General features: G+C 56.5%; 18 protein-coding genes. 13 read left to right on the top strand and 5 right to left on the bottom strand.

Annotation, left to right across the window (positions count from 1 at the left end; translation table 11 throughout):
* Positions 1-34: 34 nt before the first annotated feature.
* Genes ABIK48_02845 through ABIK48_02875 form a run of 7 tightly spaced genes read left to right on the top strand, consistent with a single transcriptional unit; the run spans position 35 to position 5203 of the window.
* Positions 35-1336 carry an adenylosuccinate synthase gene (locus tag ABIK48_02845; GenBank protein ID MEO0021093.1) on the top strand — a complete coding sequence of 434 codons (1302 nt, stop codon included), beginning with the start codon at positions 35-37 and terminating at the stop codon, positions 1334-1336.
* Positions 1318-1998, top strand: coding sequence for a hydrogenase nickel incorporation protein HypB (hypB, locus tag ABIK48_02850; protein MEO0021094.1), 681 nt, complete (start codon positions 1318-1320; stop codon positions 1996-1998). Before ABIK48_02845 ends, hypB begins: the two co-directional genes overlap by 19 nt.
* Positions 1999-2000: 2 nt before the next feature.
* The gene (locus ABIK48_02855) at positions 2001-2480 is read left to right on the top strand and encodes a nucleoside deaminase (GenBank protein ID MEO0021095.1); all 480 of its coding nucleotides are present in this window, start codon (positions 2001-2003) and stop codon (positions 2478-2480) included.
* 2 nt (positions 2481-2482) lie between these two features.
* A complete protein-coding gene (locus tag ABIK48_02860) occupies positions 2483-2731 on the top strand; it encodes a 4Fe-4S binding protein (protein ID MEO0021096.1) in 249 nt (82 codons plus the stop codon).
* Positions 2728-3834: a 2-oxoacid:acceptor oxidoreductase subunit alpha gene (locus tag ABIK48_02865; GenBank protein MEO0021097.1), complete on the top strand. Its 1107-nt coding sequence runs from the start codon at positions 2728-2730 to the stop codon at positions 3832-3834. The genes ABIK48_02860 and ABIK48_02865 overlap by 4 nt, the downstream gene beginning before the upstream one ends.
* Entirely contained in the window at positions 3831-4655 is an 825-nt protein-coding gene (locus ABIK48_02870; protein ID MEO0021098.1) for a 2-oxoacid:ferredoxin oxidoreductase subunit beta, read from the top strand. Before ABIK48_02865 ends, ABIK48_02870 begins: the two co-directional genes overlap by 4 nt.
* A complete protein-coding gene (locus ABIK48_02875; protein ID MEO0021099.1) occupies positions 4652-5203 on the top strand; it encodes a 2-oxoacid:acceptor oxidoreductase family protein in 552 nt (183 codons plus the stop codon). Before ABIK48_02870 ends, ABIK48_02875 begins: the two co-directional genes overlap by 4 nt.
* A gap of 136 nt (positions 5204-5339) precedes the next feature.
* Here ABIK48_02875 and ABIK48_02880 read toward each other — a convergent pair whose 3' ends face one another.
* Together ABIK48_02880 and ABIK48_02885 are read right to left on the bottom strand one after the other, a co-directional pair.
* Positions 5340-6968 (bottom strand): DUF262 domain-containing protein, encoded by a 1629-nt coding sequence (locus ABIK48_02880; GenBank protein MEO0021100.1) that lies wholly within the window; start codon positions 6966-6968, stop codon positions 5340-5342.
* Positions 6969-7242: 274 nt separating this feature from the next.
* A complete protein-coding gene (locus ABIK48_02885; protein ID MEO0021101.1) occupies positions 7243-10197 on the bottom strand; it encodes a S8 family serine peptidase in 2955 nt (984 codons plus the stop codon).
* A gap of 161 nt (positions 10198-10358) precedes the next feature.
* Between ABIK48_02885 and fusA the strand changes: the two genes are divergently transcribed.
* Positions 10359-12443, top strand: a complete 2085-nt coding sequence (gene fusA, locus ABIK48_02890; GenBank protein ID MEO0021102.1) for an elongation factor G — start codon at positions 10359-10361, stop codon at positions 12441-12443.
* A 13-nt stretch (positions 12444-12456) separates the two neighbouring features.
* On the opposite strand, the gene ABIK48_02895 is transcribed toward fusA, so the two are convergent.
* Together ABIK48_02895 and ispF are read right to left on the bottom strand one after the other, a co-directional pair.
* Positions 12457-13122: a rhomboid family intramembrane serine protease gene (locus ABIK48_02895; protein MEO0021103.1), complete on the bottom strand. Its 666-nt coding sequence runs from the start codon at positions 13120-13122 to the stop codon at positions 12457-12459.
* On the bottom strand, positions 13119-13613 hold the full coding sequence (ispF, locus tag ABIK48_02900) for a 2-C-methyl-D-erythritol 2,4-cyclodiphosphate synthase (protein ID MEO0021104.1): 495 nt from the start codon (positions 13611-13613) through the stop codon (positions 13119-13121). Before ispF ends, ABIK48_02895 begins: the two co-directional genes overlap by 4 nt.
* A gap of 143 nt (positions 13614-13756) precedes the next feature.
* Between ispF and ABIK48_02905 the strand changes: the two genes are divergently transcribed.
* Positions 13757-17335, top strand: a complete 3579-nt coding sequence (locus ABIK48_02905) for a C25 family cysteine peptidase (GenBank protein MEO0021105.1) — start codon at positions 13757-13759, stop codon at positions 17333-17335.
* A 45-nt stretch (positions 17336-17380) separates the two neighbouring features.
* Here ABIK48_02905 and ABIK48_02910 read toward each other — a convergent pair whose 3' ends face one another.
* Positions 17381-18253, bottom strand: a complete 873-nt coding sequence (locus ABIK48_02910) for a DMT family transporter (protein MEO0021106.1) — start codon at positions 18251-18253, stop codon at positions 17381-17383.
* A gap of 112 nt (positions 18254-18365) precedes the next feature.
* On the opposite strand from ABIK48_02910, the gene ABIK48_02915 reads away from it, so the two are divergent.
* From ABIK48_02915 to ABIK48_02930, 4 genes are read left to right on the top strand one after another with little or no spacing between them, the layout of a single operon-like run.
* A complete protein-coding gene (locus ABIK48_02915) occupies positions 18366-18644 on the top strand; it encodes a 4Fe-4S dicluster domain-containing protein (protein MEO0021107.1) in 279 nt (92 codons plus the stop codon).
* Positions 18631-19785: a 2-oxoacid:acceptor oxidoreductase subunit alpha gene (locus ABIK48_02920; GenBank protein ID MEO0021108.1), complete on the top strand. Its 1155-nt coding sequence runs from the start codon at positions 18631-18633 to the stop codon at positions 19783-19785. Before ABIK48_02915 ends, ABIK48_02920 begins: the two co-directional genes overlap by 14 nt.
* Positions 19782-20657 (top strand): 2-oxoacid:ferredoxin oxidoreductase subunit beta, encoded by an 876-nt coding sequence (locus ABIK48_02925; GenBank protein MEO0021109.1) that lies wholly within the window; start codon positions 19782-19784, stop codon positions 20655-20657. The genes ABIK48_02920 and ABIK48_02925 overlap by 4 nt, the downstream gene beginning before the upstream one ends.
* Positions 20644-21192, top strand: coding sequence for a 2-oxoacid:acceptor oxidoreductase family protein (locus ABIK48_02930; GenBank protein ID MEO0021110.1), 549 nt, complete (start codon positions 20644-20646; stop codon positions 21190-21192). The genes ABIK48_02925 and ABIK48_02930 overlap by 14 nt, the downstream gene beginning before the upstream one ends.
* Positions 21193-21196: the final 4 nt, after the last annotated feature.

Genomic DNA, 21196 nt, shown 5'->3' on the forward strand with positions numbered 1-21196 from the left:
GCGGATACAACTGCGCTCCTCCTGAAATCCGGACATGGCAAATCTGACAATTGTCGGGACGCAGTGGGGTGATGAGGGCAAGGGTAAAATTGTTGATCTGCTTGCCCGGACCGCACAGCTGGTGGTCCGGTTCCAGGGCGGTCCGAATGCGGGTCATACGGTCTGTTCGCCCCGGGGCAGATTCACATTTCATCAGGTGCCCTCCGGGATCCTCTATGCCCGGACCCGCTGTGTCATCGGGCTGGGCTGTGTCCTTGACCCCTTCCGGCTCAACGAGGAGCTGGACGAAATTGAGAAAAACGGGATCCGGGTGGAAAAACGGCTGTTCATTGACCGCCGGACCCATCTGATTCTGCCCTATCACCGGGTCCTGGACCGGCTGCAGGAAGAACAGCTGGCAGACCGCAGAATCGGCACTACCGGCAGAGGCATCGGACCGGCATACGGAGACAAATACTCCCGGATCGGCATCCGTGCCGGTGACCTGCTCAATGAGGACCGGTTTGAGGAGAAACTCCGGCGCAATCTGGCAGCTGCCAACTTCCGGCTGATGGAGATTTACAAGGCAGAACCGCTGAACTTCAAGCAGGTCTTCACCGAATACTGGGAGGCGACCCGCGGGTTGACACCGATGATTGTTGACGGCACCCTGCTGATTGAGCAGATGCTGCGACAGGACCGGCGGGTGCTGTTTGAGGGTGCCCAGGGCACCCATCTGGACATTGACCTCGGCTCCTATCCCTATGTTACCACCTCCTCAACCGTGGTTGCGGGTGCGGCGCTGGGCAGTGGTATCAGCCCGTTCTGGCTGGAGGAGGCGGTCGGGGTTGCCAAGGCTTACACCACCCGGGTGGGTGCGGGTCCGTTTCCGACCGAACTGCAGGAAAAGGAAGGGGAACAACTGCGGGAGCTGGGAGCGGAATACGGTGCCACCACCGGCAGACCCCGGCGCTGCGGCTGGTTTGATGCCGGACTGGTCCGGGCAGCGGTGCGCTACAACCGGCTCAATGCGCTGGTCATTACCAAACTTGATGTCCTGGACTCCCTGCCGGAAATCAGAATCGGCACCGGCTACCGGTATCAGGGGAAAAGGGTCCGGGAGTTTGATCCGTTTCTGGCAGACGGGCTTGAACCCGAGTTGATCACCCTGCCCGGCTGGTGCGAGCCGACTTCGGGCTGCCGGCGCTATGGTGACCTGCCGGTCCGGGCAAAAAAGTACATTGAAAAGATTGCTCAGCTTGTGGACTGTCCGGTGGCGATGGTCTCGGTCGGCTCCGGAAGGGAGCAGACGGTAATCGTGGATGCAAGGAGGCTCAGATGGCTGAAATCCGGCTGATGCAGCCGATTCTGGCGTCAAACGACGCCCTGGCAGAAAAGCAGCTCGGTTTGCTCAACCGGCACCGGGTTTTAAGCATCAACATCATGTCCGGACCGGGTGCGGGCAAGACCAGCCTGATTGAGAGGACCGTTCAGGCGCTCAAGGACCGCTACCGGCTCTGGGTGATTGAGGGTGATATTCAGGGGGATCTGGATGCACAGCGGGTGGTGGCGCAGGGTGTGGGCTGCACCCAGCTCAATACTCAGGGCGCCTGCCATCTTGACGGGATGATGCTTGAACCGGTGTTTGCCCGGCTGGAGCTGGAGGGACTTGACCTGCTCATCATTGAAAATGTGGGCAACCTGGTCTGTCCGGCAGAGTTCCGCCTGCCTGCCCATTACAATGTTACGATCATTTCCACGCCGGAGGGCAGTGACAAACCGGAGAAATACCCGCTGATGTTCTCAAAATCGGATGTGATTATCATCAACAAGATTGACCTCCTGCCTTATGTTGACTTCAGCATTGAGCGCTTCAGCCGGGCGGTGCGGAAACTCAAGCCCAGGGTGCCGATTATCCGGCTTTCCTGCCGCACCGGTGAAGGGCTGAAGGCGTGGTTTGACTGGCTGGAGGGGACGCTGAAAAAGTTCAGAAGGAAAACCACCAGCAAGGGGAAATAGCCATGCCGGAAATTGACCCTCGTACCGCCATGAACCTGGCGATTGAGCAGGCACTGCGGGCGATTGAGAACGGACAGGCACCGTTCGGCTGTGTGCTGGTTAAAGACGGCAGAGTTATTGCCCGTGCCCACAACACCGTCTGGCAGGACACCGACCCGACCGCCCATGCGGAGATCAATGCGCTCCGGACCGCCTGCCAGCAGCTCAGAACGATTGATCTCTCGGGTGCTGAACTCTACACCACCTGCGAACCCTGTCCGATGTGCTATACTGCGGCACACTGGGCGCGGATCAGCCGGGTCATCTTCGGTGCCCGGATTGAGGATGCCCGGAATGCCGGATTCAACGAACTGCCGGTTCCCAGCGAGACACTTAACCGGTATAACCCGGCTCCGCCCGAACTTGTTCCCGGTTTCATGGCAGAGGAGTGCCGGCGCCTGTTTGAACTCTGGAAACAGCTCGGAGCGGGCAGACCCTATTAGCAATGAAGAAGTTTCTCCTTGAAGAACCGGTGGAGGTCACAGGACCTAAAGGGCATAAGCACCGCTTAATCAAACACTTCTGCAAGGGATGCAGAATCTGCGTTAACTTCTGTCCGACTCAGACCCTGGGGCTGGATGAGCGGTTCCGGATTACGGTTCTTTATCCGGAGCGGTGTATCGGCTGCCGGATGTGTGAACTCCGCTGTCCGGACCTGGCGATCTTTGTTACACCGGCGGAGAGGAAGCGATGAGACAGCTTCTGTCCGGGAATGAAGCCTGTGCCATCGGTGCGCTCCGTGCCGGGGTGCGCTTCTTTGCCGGTTATCCGATCACTCCGTCAACTGAGATTGCTGAATACCTGGCGCGGGAACTGCCCAAGGTCGGCGGCACCTTCATCCAGATGGAGGATGAGATCGGCTCGATCTGCTGTATGAACGGTGCAACCGCTGCCGGCCTGAAGGCGATGACCGCAACTTCAGGTCCGGGTTTTTCCCTGATGCAGGAGGGGATCGGCTACTCGGTGATGGCAGAACTGCCCTGCATCATCGTCAATGTGATGCGCGGCGGACCGGCAACCGGCACTCCGACCCGCACCTCGCAGGCGGATGTGATGCAGGCACGCTACGGCACCCATGGCGATCATCCGATCGTTGCCCTCTGTCCCTGGAGTGTTCGCGAATGCTTTGACCTGACGGTTGAGGCGGTCAACATCTCGGAACGGCTCCGGGTTCCGGTGATTGTCCTGATGGATGAGATCGTGGGGCATATGCGCGAGGTGGTGGAACTGCCGGAGGAGGTGAAACTGTGGCAGCCGGCAAAACCGAAACCACCCCGGGAAGATTATTACCATTATGATGACACCAACAACTATGATGCTCCGATTGCCAGCTTCGGCGAGGGCTACCGGATTCACCTCACCGGTCTGACCCACCGCAAGGACGGCTTTCCCACTGACGAGCCCGAGATCATCAAGTGGAACCTGGACCGGCTCCGGGCAAAGATTGAGGACAACCGGAGCTGGCTCTGGGATCTGGACTATCAGGACCTCGGTGCCGAGACGGTGATTGTCTGCTATGGCAGTGCTGCCCGTTCTGCGATGGAGGCAAAGCATCAGGTTGAGCTCAAGACCGGCAGGCGGATTGGCATCCTGCGCCTGCGCATGCTCTGGCCCTTTCCGAGCCAGCGGCTGATCGGCCTGCTCCGCTCGGCGCGGCGGGTGATCGTGCCCGAGATGAACCAGGGTCAGCTCTACCGTGAGGTCGAGCGGACGGTCAACCTCAATGTGCCGGTGGTTTCGGTCCAGCGCTATGACGGGGAGATGCTCACCCCGGAGGAGATCATTGCGGCGATATGATTGACATCACTGCGGACCGGTTTCTCAACTTCTTCCGCCTGGATGAGCGGTTTCCCCATATTCTCTGTCCGGGCTGCGGGATCGGTACGATCATGGGCACGATGGTCCGGGCGTTTATTGACCTCGGCATCAGCCAGGATGAGCTGTGCGTCATCTCCGGGATCGGCTGTTCCTCCCGGGTTCCGGGCTATCTCGACTGCGACACCTTCCACACCCTGCACGGCAGAGCCCTGCCGGCTGCGACCGGGGTCAAGCTGGCAAAGCCCGAGCTCAAGGTGGTGGTGATCGGCGGTGATGGCGACATCATGGCGATCGGCGGCAACCACTTCATCCACACCGCCCGGCGCAACCTGGACATCACCGTCATCGTCGTCAACAACTTCACCTACGGCATGACCGGCGGTCAGTATTCACCCACCACCCCGACCCATGAAAAGGCATCAACCGCACCCTTCGGTAATGTCGAGCGCTCCTTTGATGTCTGCTTCATCGCCAAAGCGGCCGGGGCGATGTTTGTTGCCCGCAGCACCACCTTCCATGTTGCCCACCTCAAGAAGATGATCGAGCTGGCGCTCAACAAGAAGGGGTTCAGCGTCGTTGAGGTCATCTCCCAGTGTCCGACCTTCTACGGGAGATATCAGGGCATCGGCGATGCGGTCAAGATGCTCGAGTGGCTCAAGAGCCGTTCGGTTGATGTCAGCAGGGTTGCCGACCCCTGGCAGGTCAGGGACAAGTTCGTCATCGGCGTCCTCCATGACCAGGAGGAGGTTCCGCCCTATACCGAGCTTTACCAGTCGGTCCGGGAAAGGGCAAAGGAATGAAGAAGTTTGAAATCCGGCTTGCCGGCACTGGCGGACAGGGGGTGATACTGGCGAGCGTGATTCTGGCGGAGGCGGCCGGGGTTTATGAAGGCTGGTATGCGGTCCAGACCCAGAGCTACGGACCGGAAGCCCGGGGCGGGGCGTCGCGCGCGGATGTCATCATCTCCGATCAGCCGATCCTCTATCCCAAATGCCGGAAACTGGACCTGCTCGTCGGCTTGAGCCAGCAGGCGATTGACAAATACCTCCCGGACCTCAAAATCCGCGGCCTAGCGGTCATTGACGAATTCTATGTCCGGGAATGTCCCCATCCCCAGACCCTGTGTCTGCCCCTCTCCCGGACCGCCCGGGAAAAACTGGGCAGGGAACTGTTCACCAACATCCTTACCCTCGGTGCGATTGCGAAAATCACCGGACTGGTCAGCCTCGAATCGCTCAAAAAGGCGGTCGCCACCCGGGTGCCGAAACAGTTTCTCGACTTCAACACCAGAGCGCTCGAGGCGGGCTGGGAACTGGGGGGAGGGGTCGGACATCAGACCCGAATCTGAACAGCGATAGCTAAATAATAAATATATGTTACGTTGAAGAGCGAGGATTTCAGATTGTCCCAGCAAATCAGGCACTTGGCTTCGCTTAGTGCCTAAATGAAGATTTAGCTCTTCAGATCCATATGGGTAGTATCGGCTAGATTGCGGTTCGCCTTTTAATTTCAGCCAGGATGGTATTTTTTCTTTTATCCATGAAGCTCTGAATGTTGTCGTTGAGTAAATCGGATAATGCGTCCCTTGGTATGAGATGCGATTCGAGGATTTGGACTAGCCGGTCTTCTCCAAGTAAATTCAGCTTCTCACCGAAGTATTCTGATGGCTTTTTATTTATTTTGTGTCTATTGTCAGCAATGAGCGTTCGGTTTGCTATTCTGCTCTCTCCATATACTGATTTTGGGAAGATATGATCGTCTTCCACTTTATCTGGTTCAAAGTGCGGTCTCTGTCCGGAGTGAAAATCAAGGGCACCTTTCAGAATTACCAGATTCATGATGCCCCTGTAGATTGCGGAAGATTGTTTATCTGTATCTATTTCGACAGTTCTAATGTCAAATTTACGCAAAGCTTCGGGGACGTTGTTGTTATCATTAAACCAGTTCTGCATATTGATATAATCCTGATGAGAGGTAGTATCAACAGCCTGATCATATCTGTTGTCAAATACCGATATCCAGTACCATTTGTCAATCTTTTCATAATCGGGCATTGCGTTATGACGCTGGGGATGAACCTTACTACAATAATAAAGTATTCCAGCGAGAGGCACGATCATGGTAGTATAAGGTGCCCATTTATTGAAATTTATAATGCCGTAATCATTCTTCATTCTGTTGTAAGCCTTGTTAAGATAATCGCATGCCGTACGCCAGTCGCTTTCGAAGTTTTGGGGGGCAAGTTCCAGCAGATTCCTGCGCTTCAATTCAAGATTTCTTATCAGCGCGACAACTTTTAATATGTATTCCTCAGGTATGATTCGGGCAAACTCGTATTTGCTTTTGGCATCTTCCAGCATATCCCGCAGTTTAATATTATACTTGTATAACCGGGCGGTAAGGAGTTCAAAGATAGAGAGTGGGACTCCGGTTCGATTTATACGTTCAAAAGTTTCGGCAATCCACTCGAGATCAACAGATACCTGAGGTGGTTCTATAGTGTAAATTTCTCGATTAACAAAGTTATTGACGAGGTTTATTATTTTCCCTAAAGCTTCGTTGTCAAATCTCATATTATAGATTTTTTGGGTCAAACTTCCAATATCAAAATAACCTCTTTGAAAGAGTAACGTAAATGGAATGATATAATCGTTTTGAATCCTTCGTCTGTTGGCACTAACCGCCGCAATCACGGCATCATTCCAGTCTCCGGCAAGGGCTTTTCCCAAGTCAAGGTAGAAACGATAAGGATTCTTTCTTCCTTTTAGTGGCAGGTCAGGTCCATGTAAAGCGTAGAACAATGCTGTGGTTCGCTGTTGACCGTCTAAAATTACAGTAACCGTAGTGGCGATTCTTGCATCATTATTTACTTCTCTAACCCCCTCAATCAGCCGGAGCCTAAACGGAGAATCTTCTGTGCTTAATCTTATAACTAGCATGGTACCAATATGATAACCACCAATAACCGAAACCAGGAGTTCCCTAATATCCTCAGGTTCCCAGATGAAACTTCTTTGAAATTCGGGAATTACAACTTCGCCATTGTATACCCTGCTCATCAGTTCACTAATTCTCATTTTATCCTCCTGTGGATTATATTTTACCTTAATCATAAAACTGAGATTTTATATGTCAAAGATTTTATTATATCGCAGTTGCGGTATTTATAATTAGAGTCCAAAAACCCGGGAAATTCACAGTTTTTGTTGAGTTGGGTTGGAGGTTTTTGTTTTAAGTTTCTGTTTTGCAAATTGTTAGGAAAATTGGGCATTGCAATTTTGCCGGTACCGTCCGGGCAGTTCCCCCCACCGTGCCGGTCTGGTTTGGCAAAATTAAAAGGGCTGGAGTCAGCATCGCTGATCCAGCCCTTACTGAATAAGGCTCGGTCTAACGGATAAGCACTGCCCGTTCGGTTAAGTTCATTCCCGGTGTCTTCAGCCGGATGAAGTAGACACCCGGTGTCAGCCCTTTTGCGGACCAGTGGTATTCACTGTTGCCCGGCAGGACTGTGCCCTGATGAATTTCGGCAATGGTTCTGCCCGCAATGTCGTGGAGGGTGAGCCGGACCGGTGCAGGAGCGGGCAGGTTGAGCCGGACGGTGAGGTTGCGGGTGAAGGGGTTGGGCGAGATGGTGAGCGCGGAGTTGAGCGGTGCGGTTCGGTCCTGGGGTTCTGCTGTGCCGATGTAGTGGCGATACCAGCGCTGGGCGCTGTCCGCATTGACCAAAGCAGATGCGATTGTATTACCGCCGACAAAGGCGACCGCAAACCGGATTGCGGAGAAGGGGTTGATGGTGAACGGTCCGGCAGAGGCGCAGAGCGCCCAGTTGTCAGGCCGGGTGGAGCGGGGGAGGCTGATCTGACCGCTCAGGAAGCGCCATTTCTGGGCATCGCGGAATGCGGAGTCGGGTTCGTAGTAGACCGCCGGGTCAATTGCGGTCAGGTGGATGCCGGAGTCGGGTTCCAGAATCTTGATTCCGGCAACCGGTGCGCTGTCACGGGCGCTTGTGATGTAGATGAAGCGGCGCAGGCTGTCCTGGTCGCAGATGTCGCCCGCGGTGTCAACCGTGAAGTCGGCGAAGATCCCGGGGTAGAAGCTGGAGACGGTGGTGGAGCCGTTGTTCTGAACTGTGTAGACGATGACAACAAAGTCGCGGTAGCCGGGCGTGCCGTCCGCATAGCTGTTCTGGCTGGCAACGAGCAGTTTGGAGCGGGGATGGTTGCGGTCCGAGAACCAGGCGCGGTAGTGCTCATGTCCTTTCTGGGGCGGGTAGATGTTGCGCAGGCTGTCCACAAGGAGAAATTCGGTGTCCGGCGGTGCGGTTACCGGTCTGGTGTAGTAGCGGTCAACAACATAGAGGGTGTCAGTGCCCCAGGCAAGTGAGGCGTGGCGCAGGATTGAAGGGGCGGTCTTGGGATAGCAGAAGCCGGAGCCGGCACTTTCCGGTGCCAGATAGCCGAGCGCACCGAGGCAGGAGACGCTCAGCCGGCAGTTGTTGGTGTCGTGGTCAAAGATTATCTGTCCGGGCATGCCGACCCGGAGTTCAATGCCGAATCTGGTGGCATAATCTGCACTTTCGCCGGTAACATAAAGGGTGCAGGGGAGAAGCATGCCGGCGCGCAGGCTGGTGTCCGCAGTCAAAAAGAAGCGGTCAGCAAGGTTGTAGGCGCTGTCCTGAGGCGGGATTGTGCCCCAGGAGCCGGTGGAGTCGGTGACCTGAAGCCGGTAGTCAAAGGAGCGGAGAATGCCGCGGGTGTTGGCACAGAAGGCGTTGCCGTCGTTTCTGAGCCAGAAGCGCAGGCTGGCGCTCTCGCCCGGGTCAATATAGCCGTCGGTGTTCCCCGAAGAGTCGGCAAGGACAAACCGGAGCATCTTCAGATAAGGTCCTCTCGGCACCGCATTAACCGCAGCAAAGGCATCAATTCTGCCCGCACCGAAGTCATTGTCCTTGCCGCCAGGTCCGAGGTCGACCGCGGTCACCTCAAGGATTGAGTCCACCATTCTCGGAGTGAGGTTCGGGTTCTTCTGCAGCATCAGGCAGACCGTGCCCGCAGTGTGCGGAGTCGCCATCGAGGTGCCGTCCATGCTCTGATAACCGCCACCGATCCGGCAGGAGATGACCGCCACCCCGGGCGCACTCACATCCGGCTTGGTCAGTCCGGGCGGATAGGGGTAGTCGTTATAAGGAGCAACATTCTGCCAGGTGACCGGTCCGGGGCTGGAGAAGTAGGCGATCGCATCGGTTGAGTCGGTCGCACCGATCGAGATCACACCGGATAGGGCACCGGTGCCGGTGTTCTGCGGGTTCCACCAGGGCGGCGGCACATTGCCCGGACAGCGGAGCGCACTCGGCGGAGTTGCCTGTCCCCGCTCATTGCCGGCAGCGATGATCTGGATCACACCCGCCGCATTGACATTGTCCGCCACCTGCCGCCAGGTCGCCTGGTGCGGGTTCCAGGAAAGCATCCAGCCCAAGGACATCGTGTAGAGGTCCGCACCATTTGCCGGTGAGAGCGGGGGCGAGACCACAAACTGCATCGCCTGCCAGCACTGGCTCTCCGCCACCGAGTCCGCTACCGTCCGCACCCGGCAGACCATGATCCGGGCATCCGGCGCCACCCCGCACTGGGTGCCCGAGGTGCCATCACTGGCAACCGTGCCTGCCGTATGGGTGCCATGCCCCTGCTGGTCCATCGGGTTGTTGCTGTTGTCCTCAAAGTTCCAGCCGTGATAGGGGTAGTTGGGGTCCTCCCACATGTGGTCTGCCAGGTCGGGATGGGTGTAGTCACAGCCGGTATCAATGTGCCCGCAGACCACACCCTGGCCGGTGTAGCCCTGTGCCCAGACCTCAGGCGCCCTTATCTTGCGCACACCCCAGGTCGCATCATACTGCGGCTCTGCCGGCGCACCCGGCTTCTCGAGCAGGTCCGGACACCAGGCAAGATCATAGTTGACATAGTGGACATCTGCCCGCTGCGAAAGCTCCCGGATCACCGCCGGTGTCGCCTCGCAGGCAACCGCATTGACAATCCAGATCGAGCGGATGTCCCGGACCAGGCCCTGTTGCTCCTTCTCCTCGAGATAGCTCAGGATGGAGGACTGCTCCCTCCGGGCAAACTCGCCGAGAATCTCTGCCACCCGCACCCGGCGCTCCCGCCGGCTCAGACCGTCAACCTGCGAGAAAAGCAGCCGGGTGTCATACTGGTTTTTCAGAACGATGTGGACCGGCAGCTTCTGGTCAGCCGCCGCGGTGCTCAGATGCCGCTCCAGCTCCGGACTGATCATTCCGAAGCCGAAGGCAAAGAGCAGGATTGCGATACCCAAACACAGCCTTAATTTCAAATTTACCTCCTTGGATTTATTAAAGATTATACCTCCACTTTACCACAGGTCAAACCCGTTTCACCGGTTCGGAGTGTTGGCGATTTTTCCTTGACCTTTTTTTATCCCGGATTATACTTCAGAACTTAAAATCGGAAGCTTTTTATTTTCAGGAGGAAATGGTGAAAGATTATAAGGTTAATGAAATCCGCAATCTCGGGTTTTTCGGCCATGGCGGCTGTGGCAAGACCTCAATCTGTGAGTCACTGCTTTTTACGATGAAGCAGAATAACCGGCTCGGTTCGGTTGATGCCGGGAGTTCGCTCCTGGATTATGATGAGGATGAGATTGCCCGCAAGATCAGTATCAACCTGGCGCTGGGCTATGGTGAGTACCGGAATACGCTGATCAATCTCGTCGATGCGCCGGGTTATGCCGACTTTTTCGGTAATGTGATTTCCGCGGTGCGGGCGGTTGATGCGGCGGTGGTGGTGATTGACGCCACCTCCGGGGTTGAGGTCGGAACCGAAATGGCGTGGCGGAGGCTGGATGAGGCGGGTCTGCCCCGGATCGTCTTCATCAATAAGCTGACTAAGGAGAATACGAAGTTTGCGGTGGTGGCGGAGGAGGTGCGCAAGGTCTTCGGCACCAAGGTGACACCGGTCTATCTGCCGGTCGGGAGTGAAGCCGGGCTCAGGGGTGCGGTGGATCTGCTGAATGACAAGGCTTATGTGTATGAGAATGGCACGAGAAAGGAAGTGCCGGTGCCGGCGGAGCTGAAGGATGAGATCGCTGCCTGGAAGGAGAAACTGATTGAGGCGGCAGCCGAGGTGGATGAGACGCTGATGGAGAAGTTTCTCGAGGGGCAGGAGATAACCCCTGATGAGATGCGGCAGGCGGTGCGCAAGGGGATCAAGGCGGGGACGGTCTATCCGCTGCTCGGTGGTGATGCCCTGACTCAGGTCGGGGTGGATCTGATTCTCGAGCTGGCGGTCGATGTGCTGCCCAGCCCGGCAGAGATGCCACCGGTCAAAGGCAAGGCACCGGCGACCGGTGAGGAGATTCTGGTCAGCCCGGACCCGGACGGTCCGGTGTGCGCGCTGGTGTTCAAGACCATCTCCGAGGCGCATATCGGCGATATGCATTATGTCCGGATCTTCCGGGGGAAGCTGGAGTCGGGGATGGTGGTGATCAACGGCACGACCCAGCGCGAGGAGAAGATCAATCAGATTTACATTGTCAAGGGCAAGGAGCGGAGTGAGATCAACCGGCTGACCACCGGGATGATCGGTGCGCTGGTCAAGCTCAAGGAGACCCATACCGGTGATACACTGGCAGACAAGAAGGAGCCGGTCCGGCTGGCACCGATTGAGTTTCCCAAGCCCTCAATCTCGGTGGCGATCGTGCCTCAGAGCAAGGGGGACGAGGAGCGGGTCTCGAACGGGCTGGCACGGCTCCATGAGGAGGACCCGACCTTCTCCTATGAGTACAATGCCGAGCTCGGTCAGCAGCTGATCAACGGCATGGGCGAGCTGCACCTCGATGTAATCGTCGGCCGGCTGAAGCGCCGGTTTGATGTCAATGTTGAGCTGGTGAAGCCGAGGATTCCCTACCGGGAGACGATTACGAAGAAGGCGGAGGCACAGGGTAAGCACAAGAAGCAGACCGGGGGCAGGGGGCAGTATGGTGATGTCTGGCTGCGGATTGAACCGCTGCCGCGCGGAACCGGGTTTCAGTTTGTGGATGAGATTTACGGCGGTGCAATTCCGGGCAAGTTCATCCCCTCAGTGGAGAAGGGTGTGGTGGAGGCGATGGAGAAGGGGGTGCTTGCGGGTTACCGGATGATGGACATCAAGGCGACGGTCTATGATGGTTCCTATCATGAGGTTGACTCTTCAGACATCGCCTTCAAGATCGCTGCCGGACTGGCGTTCAAGAATGCGTGCGAGAAGGCGGGAGTGGTGCTGCTGGAGCCGATCATGAATGTGGAGATTACTGTCCCGGACCGGTTTACCGGTGATGTGATGGGGGATCTGAATGCCCGGCGCGGCAGGATTATGGGGATGGAGGCACAGGGCGGTCTGCAGGTGATCAAAGCCCAGGTGCCGCTGGCGGAGATGTACAAGTATTCCAACAGTCTGCGCTCCATGACTCAGGGCAGAGGCTATTTCACGATGGAGTTTGACCATTACGAAGAGGTGCCGCGCGAGATCGCCCAGAAGATTATTGAAGAGGCGAAGCGGGCAAAGGAAGAGGCGCGGGAGTAGCCTGCCCTTTTAACTAATAGATCTCATACCAAGTGCGCCGGACCCGGCGCCGGATAAGCAGTCCGAACAGCACCCCGGCAATGAAACCACCGATATGGACAAAGTAGGCGATACCGCCACCGGTGCCCGGTGCTGAGGAACAGCCGTAGAGGAGCTGGAACAGAATCCAGAAACCGAGCAGGATTGACGCCGGGATGTAAATCAGGCGCATAAAGAAGAAGAAGGGCACCAGGGTCAGGACCCGGGCGCGGGGAAAAAGGACAAAATAGGCACCCATGACGCCGGAGATGGCACCTGAGGCGCCGATCGTCGGAATCCGGGAATATGGAGAGATCAGTACTTGGAGGAGACTGCCCGCAATCCCGGAAACCAGATAGACGATGAGATAGAAGAAATGGCCGAAGGCATCCTCAACATTGTCGCCGAAGATCCAGAGATAGAGCATATTGCCGAGGAAGTGAAACCAGCCGCCATGCATGAACATGGAGGAGAGCAGGGTGAGAAGCCCCTGCCCCTGAATGATCCGGACCGGAACCATCCCATACTTGAGGATAATCGCATCAAACTGTTCCGGCGAACGGGTAAACTGGGCGAGCCAGACCGCACTGCAGGCGGAAATCAGCAGGTAGTTGACCCAGGGCCGGCGGCTGGATCTGATGTCGTCGTATAAGGGAATCATTTTACCGCAGCGAGCAGGACTGTTACCAGTGCACTGATGCTTTTTTCCGGCAGTGCCAGCCGGGTGCCTTCGGTGGTCTTTGCCTTGATGCCGATGCAGTTTTCCGGAACTTTCAGCAGGCAGGCAAGGTTCTGGCGGATTTCCGGAATGTGGGGTGCGAGTTTCGTTCTGTCGGTAACGAGGATTGAGTCCAGCTGGAGGAGCCGGTAGCCTTTCTGTCTGACCATGCGAAGCACGGTCTTTAGCAGTTGCCGGCTGTCCGCATTGCGGTAGGCCGGGTCGGTGTCCGGAAACAGCTGACCGATATCCGGCAGGGCAAGGGCGCCGAGCAGTCCGTCAATCAGGGCATGAAGCAGGACATCGGCATCAGAATGGCCTGCCAGTCCGTAAGCTGCGGGGATTTCAGTTCCGCCGAGCATCAGTTTTCTGCCTTTTTTCAGACAATGGGCATCAAAACCGATCCCGAGCCGCCATGGTAATCTGTTGCTCAATAAAAAATTTTAATCAGTAATCGGCAGGGGTCAAGATGGGGACAGATACCGAATAATTTATTTGACCGGTCGGGTGAAAATGTTAAAATAATCATCATACAAAGAATCGTGGCGCGGTCATTTCTATTCAAAGGAGGTTCCAAGTGTTAAAAAGAACAGTTTTGATTGTAGCGGCAGTCGCCGGTCTGCTTGGCGCCGAGTGGCTGGGGACCGGAACAGTCGCAACTCCGCCGGAAATCACCATCGTGGAGCAGAATGTCAGCCGCACCGTGTTTGAGGTCCGGGTGCCGGGTGTTGAGCTGGACCGGACCACAGTTGACGGTGAGGAGTTTACGGTTGTCAATCTGCCCGGTGAGGTGATGGCGGTCCTGGAGGAGGGCAGACCGCAGGTGCCGAAGGTTTCGGTTCTGCTCGGGATTCCGAGCGGGGCAAAGGTCAGTTACCGGATTCTGAACCGGGAAACCCGGACCTATCAGGTGGGCAGGGTCTACCCGCTGCAACCGCCGCTGATTGACGGTCAGGAGCCCGGTCCGTTTGTCATTGACCGGACATTCTATCAGCAGAACCGGTTCTATCCGGATGCTGATATCGCATTGCTCAACACCGGGGTCTGGCGTGACCTTTCAGTCGCAAATCTGCAGGTCTATCCGGTGAAGGTTAACCCTGCAACCGGTGAGCTGGAGCTGACCACCGCAATCCGGGTGCAGGTTGACTATTATGGCGGAAGCTATCCGCGGTTTGTTGCGGACTGGATGGTGCCCCATTATGCCGGTTATGTTGACAACTTCCGGTATCTGCCGGTTCAGCCGCTGACCGACTACAACCCGGGTGTGCGTTATCTGGTATTCTGCCATCAGCGGTATGATACCTGTACTTATCTGAATGACTCACTGCTGGGCTGGGTCAGACAGCGGGGTTATGAGGTGCGGAAGATCACCAAAGCCAGTTTTACCGCTCAGGAGATCAAGGACTCAATCCGGGCAGAATACAACCGGAACAACCCGAAGACCCTGCGCTGGGTTCTGCTCGTGGGTGAATATGGTGAAATTCCGATGGGCTCCTATTCCGGTGTAGGCAGAAGCGATTTCTGGTACACTGATCTTGAACCCTGGCCCGGTGGTGACAACTATCCGGAGGTCGGGCTGGGCAGACTTTCGCCGGCATCGGTGACTGACCTGAACAATCAGATTGCCAAGATTCTGAAATATGAGAAAAACCCGCCGAGCACCAATAACTGGCTGGACAAGCTGATTATGCCCGCTCATTCCGAGCAGTATCCAGGCAAGTACTCGGGTTGTGTGCGCGGGATTTACTTCATGCCTAAGCCCTACTGGAACCCGAGCGTGGTGGAGACGATCATGGGTCAGTTTACCGGTAACACCACGGTAACCAATGCGCTGAATCAGGGCAGAGGGATTGTCGCCTATCGGGGACATGGTGACTATACCGAATGGTGGCAGTGGGGAACCGAAGGCTCCTGGTATAACTCCCATATCTATGCGCTGAATAATGGTGATATGACACCGGTGGTTTACAATGTCGCCTGCAATAACGGGGACATCTATCAGAGCGAGTGTCTGGCAGAAGCCTGGATGCGCAAGTATCCGGGCGGTGCAGCCGGAACATTCGGTGCCACTCAGGCATCCTATACATATCCGAATCACGGCATCTGCTCAACGCTGGTCCGGGCAACCTGTGATACCTGGACAATCACCGTGCCTGGAGTGCGCAATTACGGTCCGACCCCATATAATCTTGCAGATATCAAGTGCTATGGGGTTGATGCCTATGTGGCAAAATACTGGCCCGGAAGTCCGTATCCTGATAACATCTACATGTATCTGGTGCTCGGGGATCCGTCAATGCCGGTCTGGACCGGTATGCCTGCCACACCAACAGTGCAGTTGCCCGATTCGATTCCACTCGGTCCCTACAATCTGAATGTGACCGTGCGGGTGGGCACGCGGCCGGTTGAAGGGGCGCTGGTGTGTGCCTGGAAGGAGCCGGATGTGTATGTGGCAGAGCGGACCGATGCGAGCGGTGTGGCGACACTGGCGGTCAATGCCGGAACTCCGGGAACAATGCGGATTACCGTTTCTGAAGGGCACTGCGAGCATTCAGTATCCGGGGTTCAGCATACGCCGATTCTGCCCTATACCACGACCAGACCGGTTGGCGGTGGTGGTGCGCCCCAGCCCAATATGGTCTATGTGTTCAATATGGTAGTTGATTCACCTCCGGGCGGAAATAACAACGGCAGGTTTGATCCGGGCGAAACCGGGAAAATCATCGTTACCCTGCGCAATACCGGCAATGCAACCGCCGAGAATGTGACCGCCCGACTGAAGTCCACCCATCCGCAGTTTGTGATTACCGATTCCACGAGCAGTTACGGCAACATTCCGCAGGATTCACTGCGCAATAACCGGTCTGATCCTTTTGTGGCACAGGCAGGTTCAGGAATTACGCCCGGGACCTATGTGGTCTGTTCGCTGAAGGTGCGCTCGGATAACTATCAGCATGAGTGGAACTATGCTTTCAGCCTGCAGGTCGGACAGCCGCCAATGCCCGGTCAGTTTGTGATTGACCTGGACACCGGTTCGGTCCTGCTTTCGGTCTGTGCGATCGGTTCAATCGGCTATGACGAACCGCCGGCACAGGATCTGGGACAGGGGTTCCGGGTGCCGAAGACCGCAGCCTCCTGTCTCTTTTACGGTGCAATCATGGCGGGTAATTCGCCGACCTACCTCGTGGACCACTTCTATTCCCAGCCGGCTAATTCCGGGACCAATCACGACTGGCAGACACCGGACAGCTTCCGGCTGGTAACACCGCCGGCACCGGCAGATGAGCACTGGATGAATACCATGACCGATGGCGGCCACTCAACGCCGAAGGGTCTGCGGGTCAGTCAGCAGTGGTACATGAACAGCGATCCCGGTTATGACAACTGGGCGGTGCTGACCCTGGAGTTCACCAATAACGGCTCCCAGCCGATTAACGGACTGTATGCCGGTATTGTGGGCGATTTTGATATCGGTTCTTCATCGACCACCAATATCGTTGTTTCCGACACGGTGCGCCGGGCGGTACTGATGCGGCAGTCCTCAAGCGAGAATCCGAGCGCCGGTTTTGTGCTGCTGGAACCGGAGCGGTATGCGAACATCGGCGCGCTGGATCATGCGATCTATGTTTATCCTGACTCCTGTGTTACCGATGGCCAGAAGTTCAGAATGCTTAACGGCACGATTGTTCAGCGGAATTCAAACCGGGCTTATGACTGGTCGGTGTTTGTCTCTGCCGGACCGAACGATCTGCCGGTGGGCGGTGTCTGGCGGGTTGCAATCGGTGTAATCGGTGCGACGAGCGTGAACGGGTTCTGGAGTTCGGTGGATACCTGTCAGCGCTGGTATGTCGCCAATCTCCTGGGCATTCAGGAGAAACCGGTGAATGTCATGGCAACGCCGGACCGACCACTCGTCATCAGTCCGAATCCCTTCCGGAACCGGACCGCAATTCATTACTTTGCCGCTCAGCGCGGAAATCTTGATCTGACCGTAATTGACGCAACCGGCAGAGTGGTGAGTCAGGAACGGTTTGAGGTTGCTGCCGGAACCGGCACGGTAATCTGGAAGCCGAAGGCGCTGGCAGCAGGCATTTACTTCCTGAAGGTTCAGGGAGCGGGCGCCAGCACCAGTGCCAAGTTCCTGATTATGGAATAACCGGTTTTTCATTCCGGGCGGGGTGCTTTTTGCACCCCGCTTTTTTTATTCAGTCTTCAGACTGGAGGTGGCAATGTAGATTGCAGTGAGGATCAGCAGTCCGCCGGAAATTTCCCAGACTGAGGGAAACTGATGGAGCAGGAGCATTGCAAGGATTATGGTGCCCACCGGTTCCCCAAGGATCGAGAGCGCGACTGTCGGTGCCGGGAGATAGGCGAGCGCCCAGTTGAAACTGGTGTGGCCAATGATCTGGGGACCGAGAGCGAGCAGAAGAATGAAAAGCCAGGTGCGGCCGGAGTAACTTGTCAGCGGATAGCGCAGCGCCAGTACCAGCGTGGTGAGGATAACTCCGGCGATGAGATAGACCGGGTAGACATAGCCGACAAGCGAGAGGCCTGGACGCAGTTTTCTGCCGATGAGGACATAAAGGGCGGCAAAGAGCGCACCGGCGAGTGCCAGCAGATTGCCGGTTAAGTTTACCGGAGAGTTCAGCGCGGGCCGGTTGATGACCAGCGCTCCCAGGAGGCCGAGGCTGACCGCAATATAGAGCCGTAGATCCGGTTTTTCCCTGAGCAGCAGAGGCGAAAGCAGGGCGACAAATAACGGGTTCATTGCCACGAGTACAACTGAACTGGCGACCGAGGTATGGTTCAGCGATTCAATCCAGAAACCGAAATGAGCGGCAAGGAAGATTCCGCCGAGCAGGCTCAAAAGCAGTTTCGGGCGCGTCAGCTCCTGCCGGCGCCGGAACTGACGGGTAATGAAGAACGGGGTGAGCAGGGTGGCGGCAAAAATCATTCTGCCGGCAGCGATTACCAGCGCGGGTGCCGGAGTGAGACGGATGAGGATTGAGGCAAAGGAGGCGGCAAGAATGCCCAGCGTGAGCACCAGGAAGATGCGGAGTCGTGAGGCGGGCATGGATTAATTTCCTGATATTCAGGCGGGAGTCAAGCATACCGGAGCGGCGCGAAATTCTGATTTTTCCTTGACCTGCAGACCGCCGGTTTTATAATTTCAGTCTATTCCGAAGATGAAGCTCTGGCGTAAACCACTGGATGCAGAAGAGAAAAAACCGCCGCGGGGCGAGGTGCATATTCTGATTGAGCGGTGCAAGGGCTGCGGGTTCTGTATCACCTTCTGTCCGAAACAGGTGCTGGAATCATCAACCGATTTTAACCGCAAGGGGTATCATCCTCCAATCGTCAAATATCCGGAGCGGTGCGTGAACTGCGGGTTGTGCACCATTATCTGCGGTGAGTTTGCCATCTGGACGACACCAGTTGAGGAGCCGGGTGATGGGAGAAAATAGGGCGATTCTTACCGGCGTCCATTTCTGGGATGGTGATTACGCCTGCGCCGAAGGGGCAATTGCTGCCGGCTGCCGGTTCTTCGCCGGCTATCCGATTACCCCTTCCACCGAGATCGCCGAGCGGATCGCCCAGCGGTTTCCTTATGTCGGCGGGACCTTCATCCAGATGGAGGATGAGCTTGCCTCAATGGCAGCGATTCTGGGTGCTGCCTGGGCGGGAACCAAGGCGATGACCGTGACTTCTGGTCCGGGTTTTTCGCTGATGCAGGAGAATATCGGACTCGGGGCAATGACCGAGACGCCCTGTGTGGTGGTCGATGTCCAGCGGGGCGGACCCTCAACCGGTCTGCCAACGCTTACCGGTCAGCAGGATATGATGCAGGCACGCTGGGGTTCGCATGGGGATTATGAGATCATTGCCCTCTCACCATCTTCACCCCAGGAGTGTTTTGATCTGACAATTACCTGTTTTGATCTGTCGGAAAAATACCGGGTGCCGGTGCTGTTTATGATGGATGAGTGTGTCGGGCATATGACCGAGAAGGTGACGGTGCCGGAGCCGGAGCGAATCAAGCCGTTTCCCCGACGCTGGTATCGCGGTCCGAAGAATGCCTACCGGCCGTTCAAGCCCGATGCGGACGGTGTGCCGCCAATGGTGCGGGCGGGTCAGGATTACCGGATTCATATCACCGGACTGACCCATGATGAGCGCGGTTATCCGATAATCAATGCCGAATGTCAGCACTGGTGTGTAACCCGGCTGGTAAATAAAATCCGTGATAATGCGGATAAAATTGTGATGCTGGATGAGTATCAGATTGAGGATGCGGAGGTGGTGGTGGTCGCCTATGGTATCAGCGCCCGCGTGGCATTCCGGGCGATCGAGGAGGCACGGGCAAGAGGAGTCCGGGCAGGGATGCTGCGGCTGATCACCGTCTGGCCCTTTCCCGAGCGCCGGGTCCGGGAGCTGGCAGCACAGGTGAAGGCGATGGTGATGCCCGAGATCAATCTCGGGCAGGTGTATCTGGAGCTGGAGCGGGTGGTCGCCGGCAGGTGCCGGACCCGCCATGTGCCGCACTGCGGCGGCTGGGTTCATGACCCGAAGGATATTTTTGAGGCAATCATGGAGTGCACCAGATGATTGAGCAGGTTGAACATCATCCGCTGGATGAACTGTTAAGGGTGGACCGGATTCCGCATATCTGGTGTTCGACCTGCGGGCTGGGAATTGTGCTTAATTCCTTCCTGACCGCAGTGCGCGAAAGCGGCATCCCCCGTCAGGATATTGCCGTGGTTTCGGGAATTGGCTGCACCGGACGGGCGGCCGGCTATGTGAATCTGGATTCGTTCCATACCACCCATGGCCGGGCACTGCCCTTTGCTACCGGACTGAAGCTGGGAAATCCGAAACTGAAGGTGGTGGTGATTTCCGGTGACGGTGACCTCGTGGCGATCGGTGGTAATCATCTGATTCATTCTGCCCGGCGGAATATGGATATGACGGTGATCTGTGTCAATAACTTCAATTATGCGATGACCGGCGGGCAGTTCGGTCCGACAACGCCGCCCGGGGCAAAGCTGACCACGGCACCGTTCGGCTCCTATGAGCATCCGTTCAATCTGCCGTTTCTGGTGGATTCGTGCGGTGCCACCTATGTTGCCCGCTGGACCGTGCTTCATGTCCGGCAGATGACTGATGCCTTCCGGGAGGCACTGGAGCATCCCGGGTTCAGTTTTGTAGAGGTGATTTCACCCTGTCCGACGGTATACGGAAGGAGAAATCAGCTGGGCTCGGGGCTGGATATTGTCAAGTATTACCGGGAGAAGTCGGTAGTAAGAAATGATATTGACACCCGGGAGTGTGAGATTGAACTCGGTGGTACGATTGTCGTCGGCAGGTTTGTGCGCAAGCAGAAGCCGACCTATCTGGAAAAGATGAACGAGTATCTGCGCCAGAGTGTGGGCGAGGCGTTTGTGCCGTATTCAGGACCGATGGACGATGCAGGAGATTAAGCTTTCCGGTTTCGGCGGTCAGGGAATCATCATGATGGGGATGATCCTGGGCAAGGCGGCAACCCTTTATGATAACAAGTATGCGACCCTGACTCAGAGTTTCGGACCGGAGGCACGGGGTGGTGCCTGCTCCGCCCAGTTGATCATCTCCGAGACCAAGATTCTCTATCCCTATCTGACCGCACCCGACATTCTGGTGGCGATGTCCCAGGAGGCTTACGAGAAGTTTGAGCCGACGCTCAAGGACGGCGGGATTCTGATTCTGGAACAGAATCTGGTCAAGCCGCACAATCATGAGGGCCGGGTGCGGGAGTTTGCCATTCCGGCAACCCGGATTGCAGAAAGTCTGGGTAACCGGATGTTCGCCAATATGGTGATGCTGGGCTTTGTCTGTGCAGTGACCGGAGTTGTGCCGAAGGAGGCGCTGGTCAAGGCGGTCAAGGACACCCTGCCGGCACGGGTGCTGGAAAAGAACCTGACTGCGCTGGAGCAGGGTTATCAGCAGGGGATGGCACAGCTTGAGCAACAGCAGTGAGCAT

The sequence above is a fragment of the candidate division WOR-3 bacterium genome (assembly GCA_039801085.1).
Classification (GTDB): domain Bacteria; phylum Hydrothermota; class Tepidihabitantia; order Tepidihabitantales; family Tepidihabitantaceae; genus JAOABP01.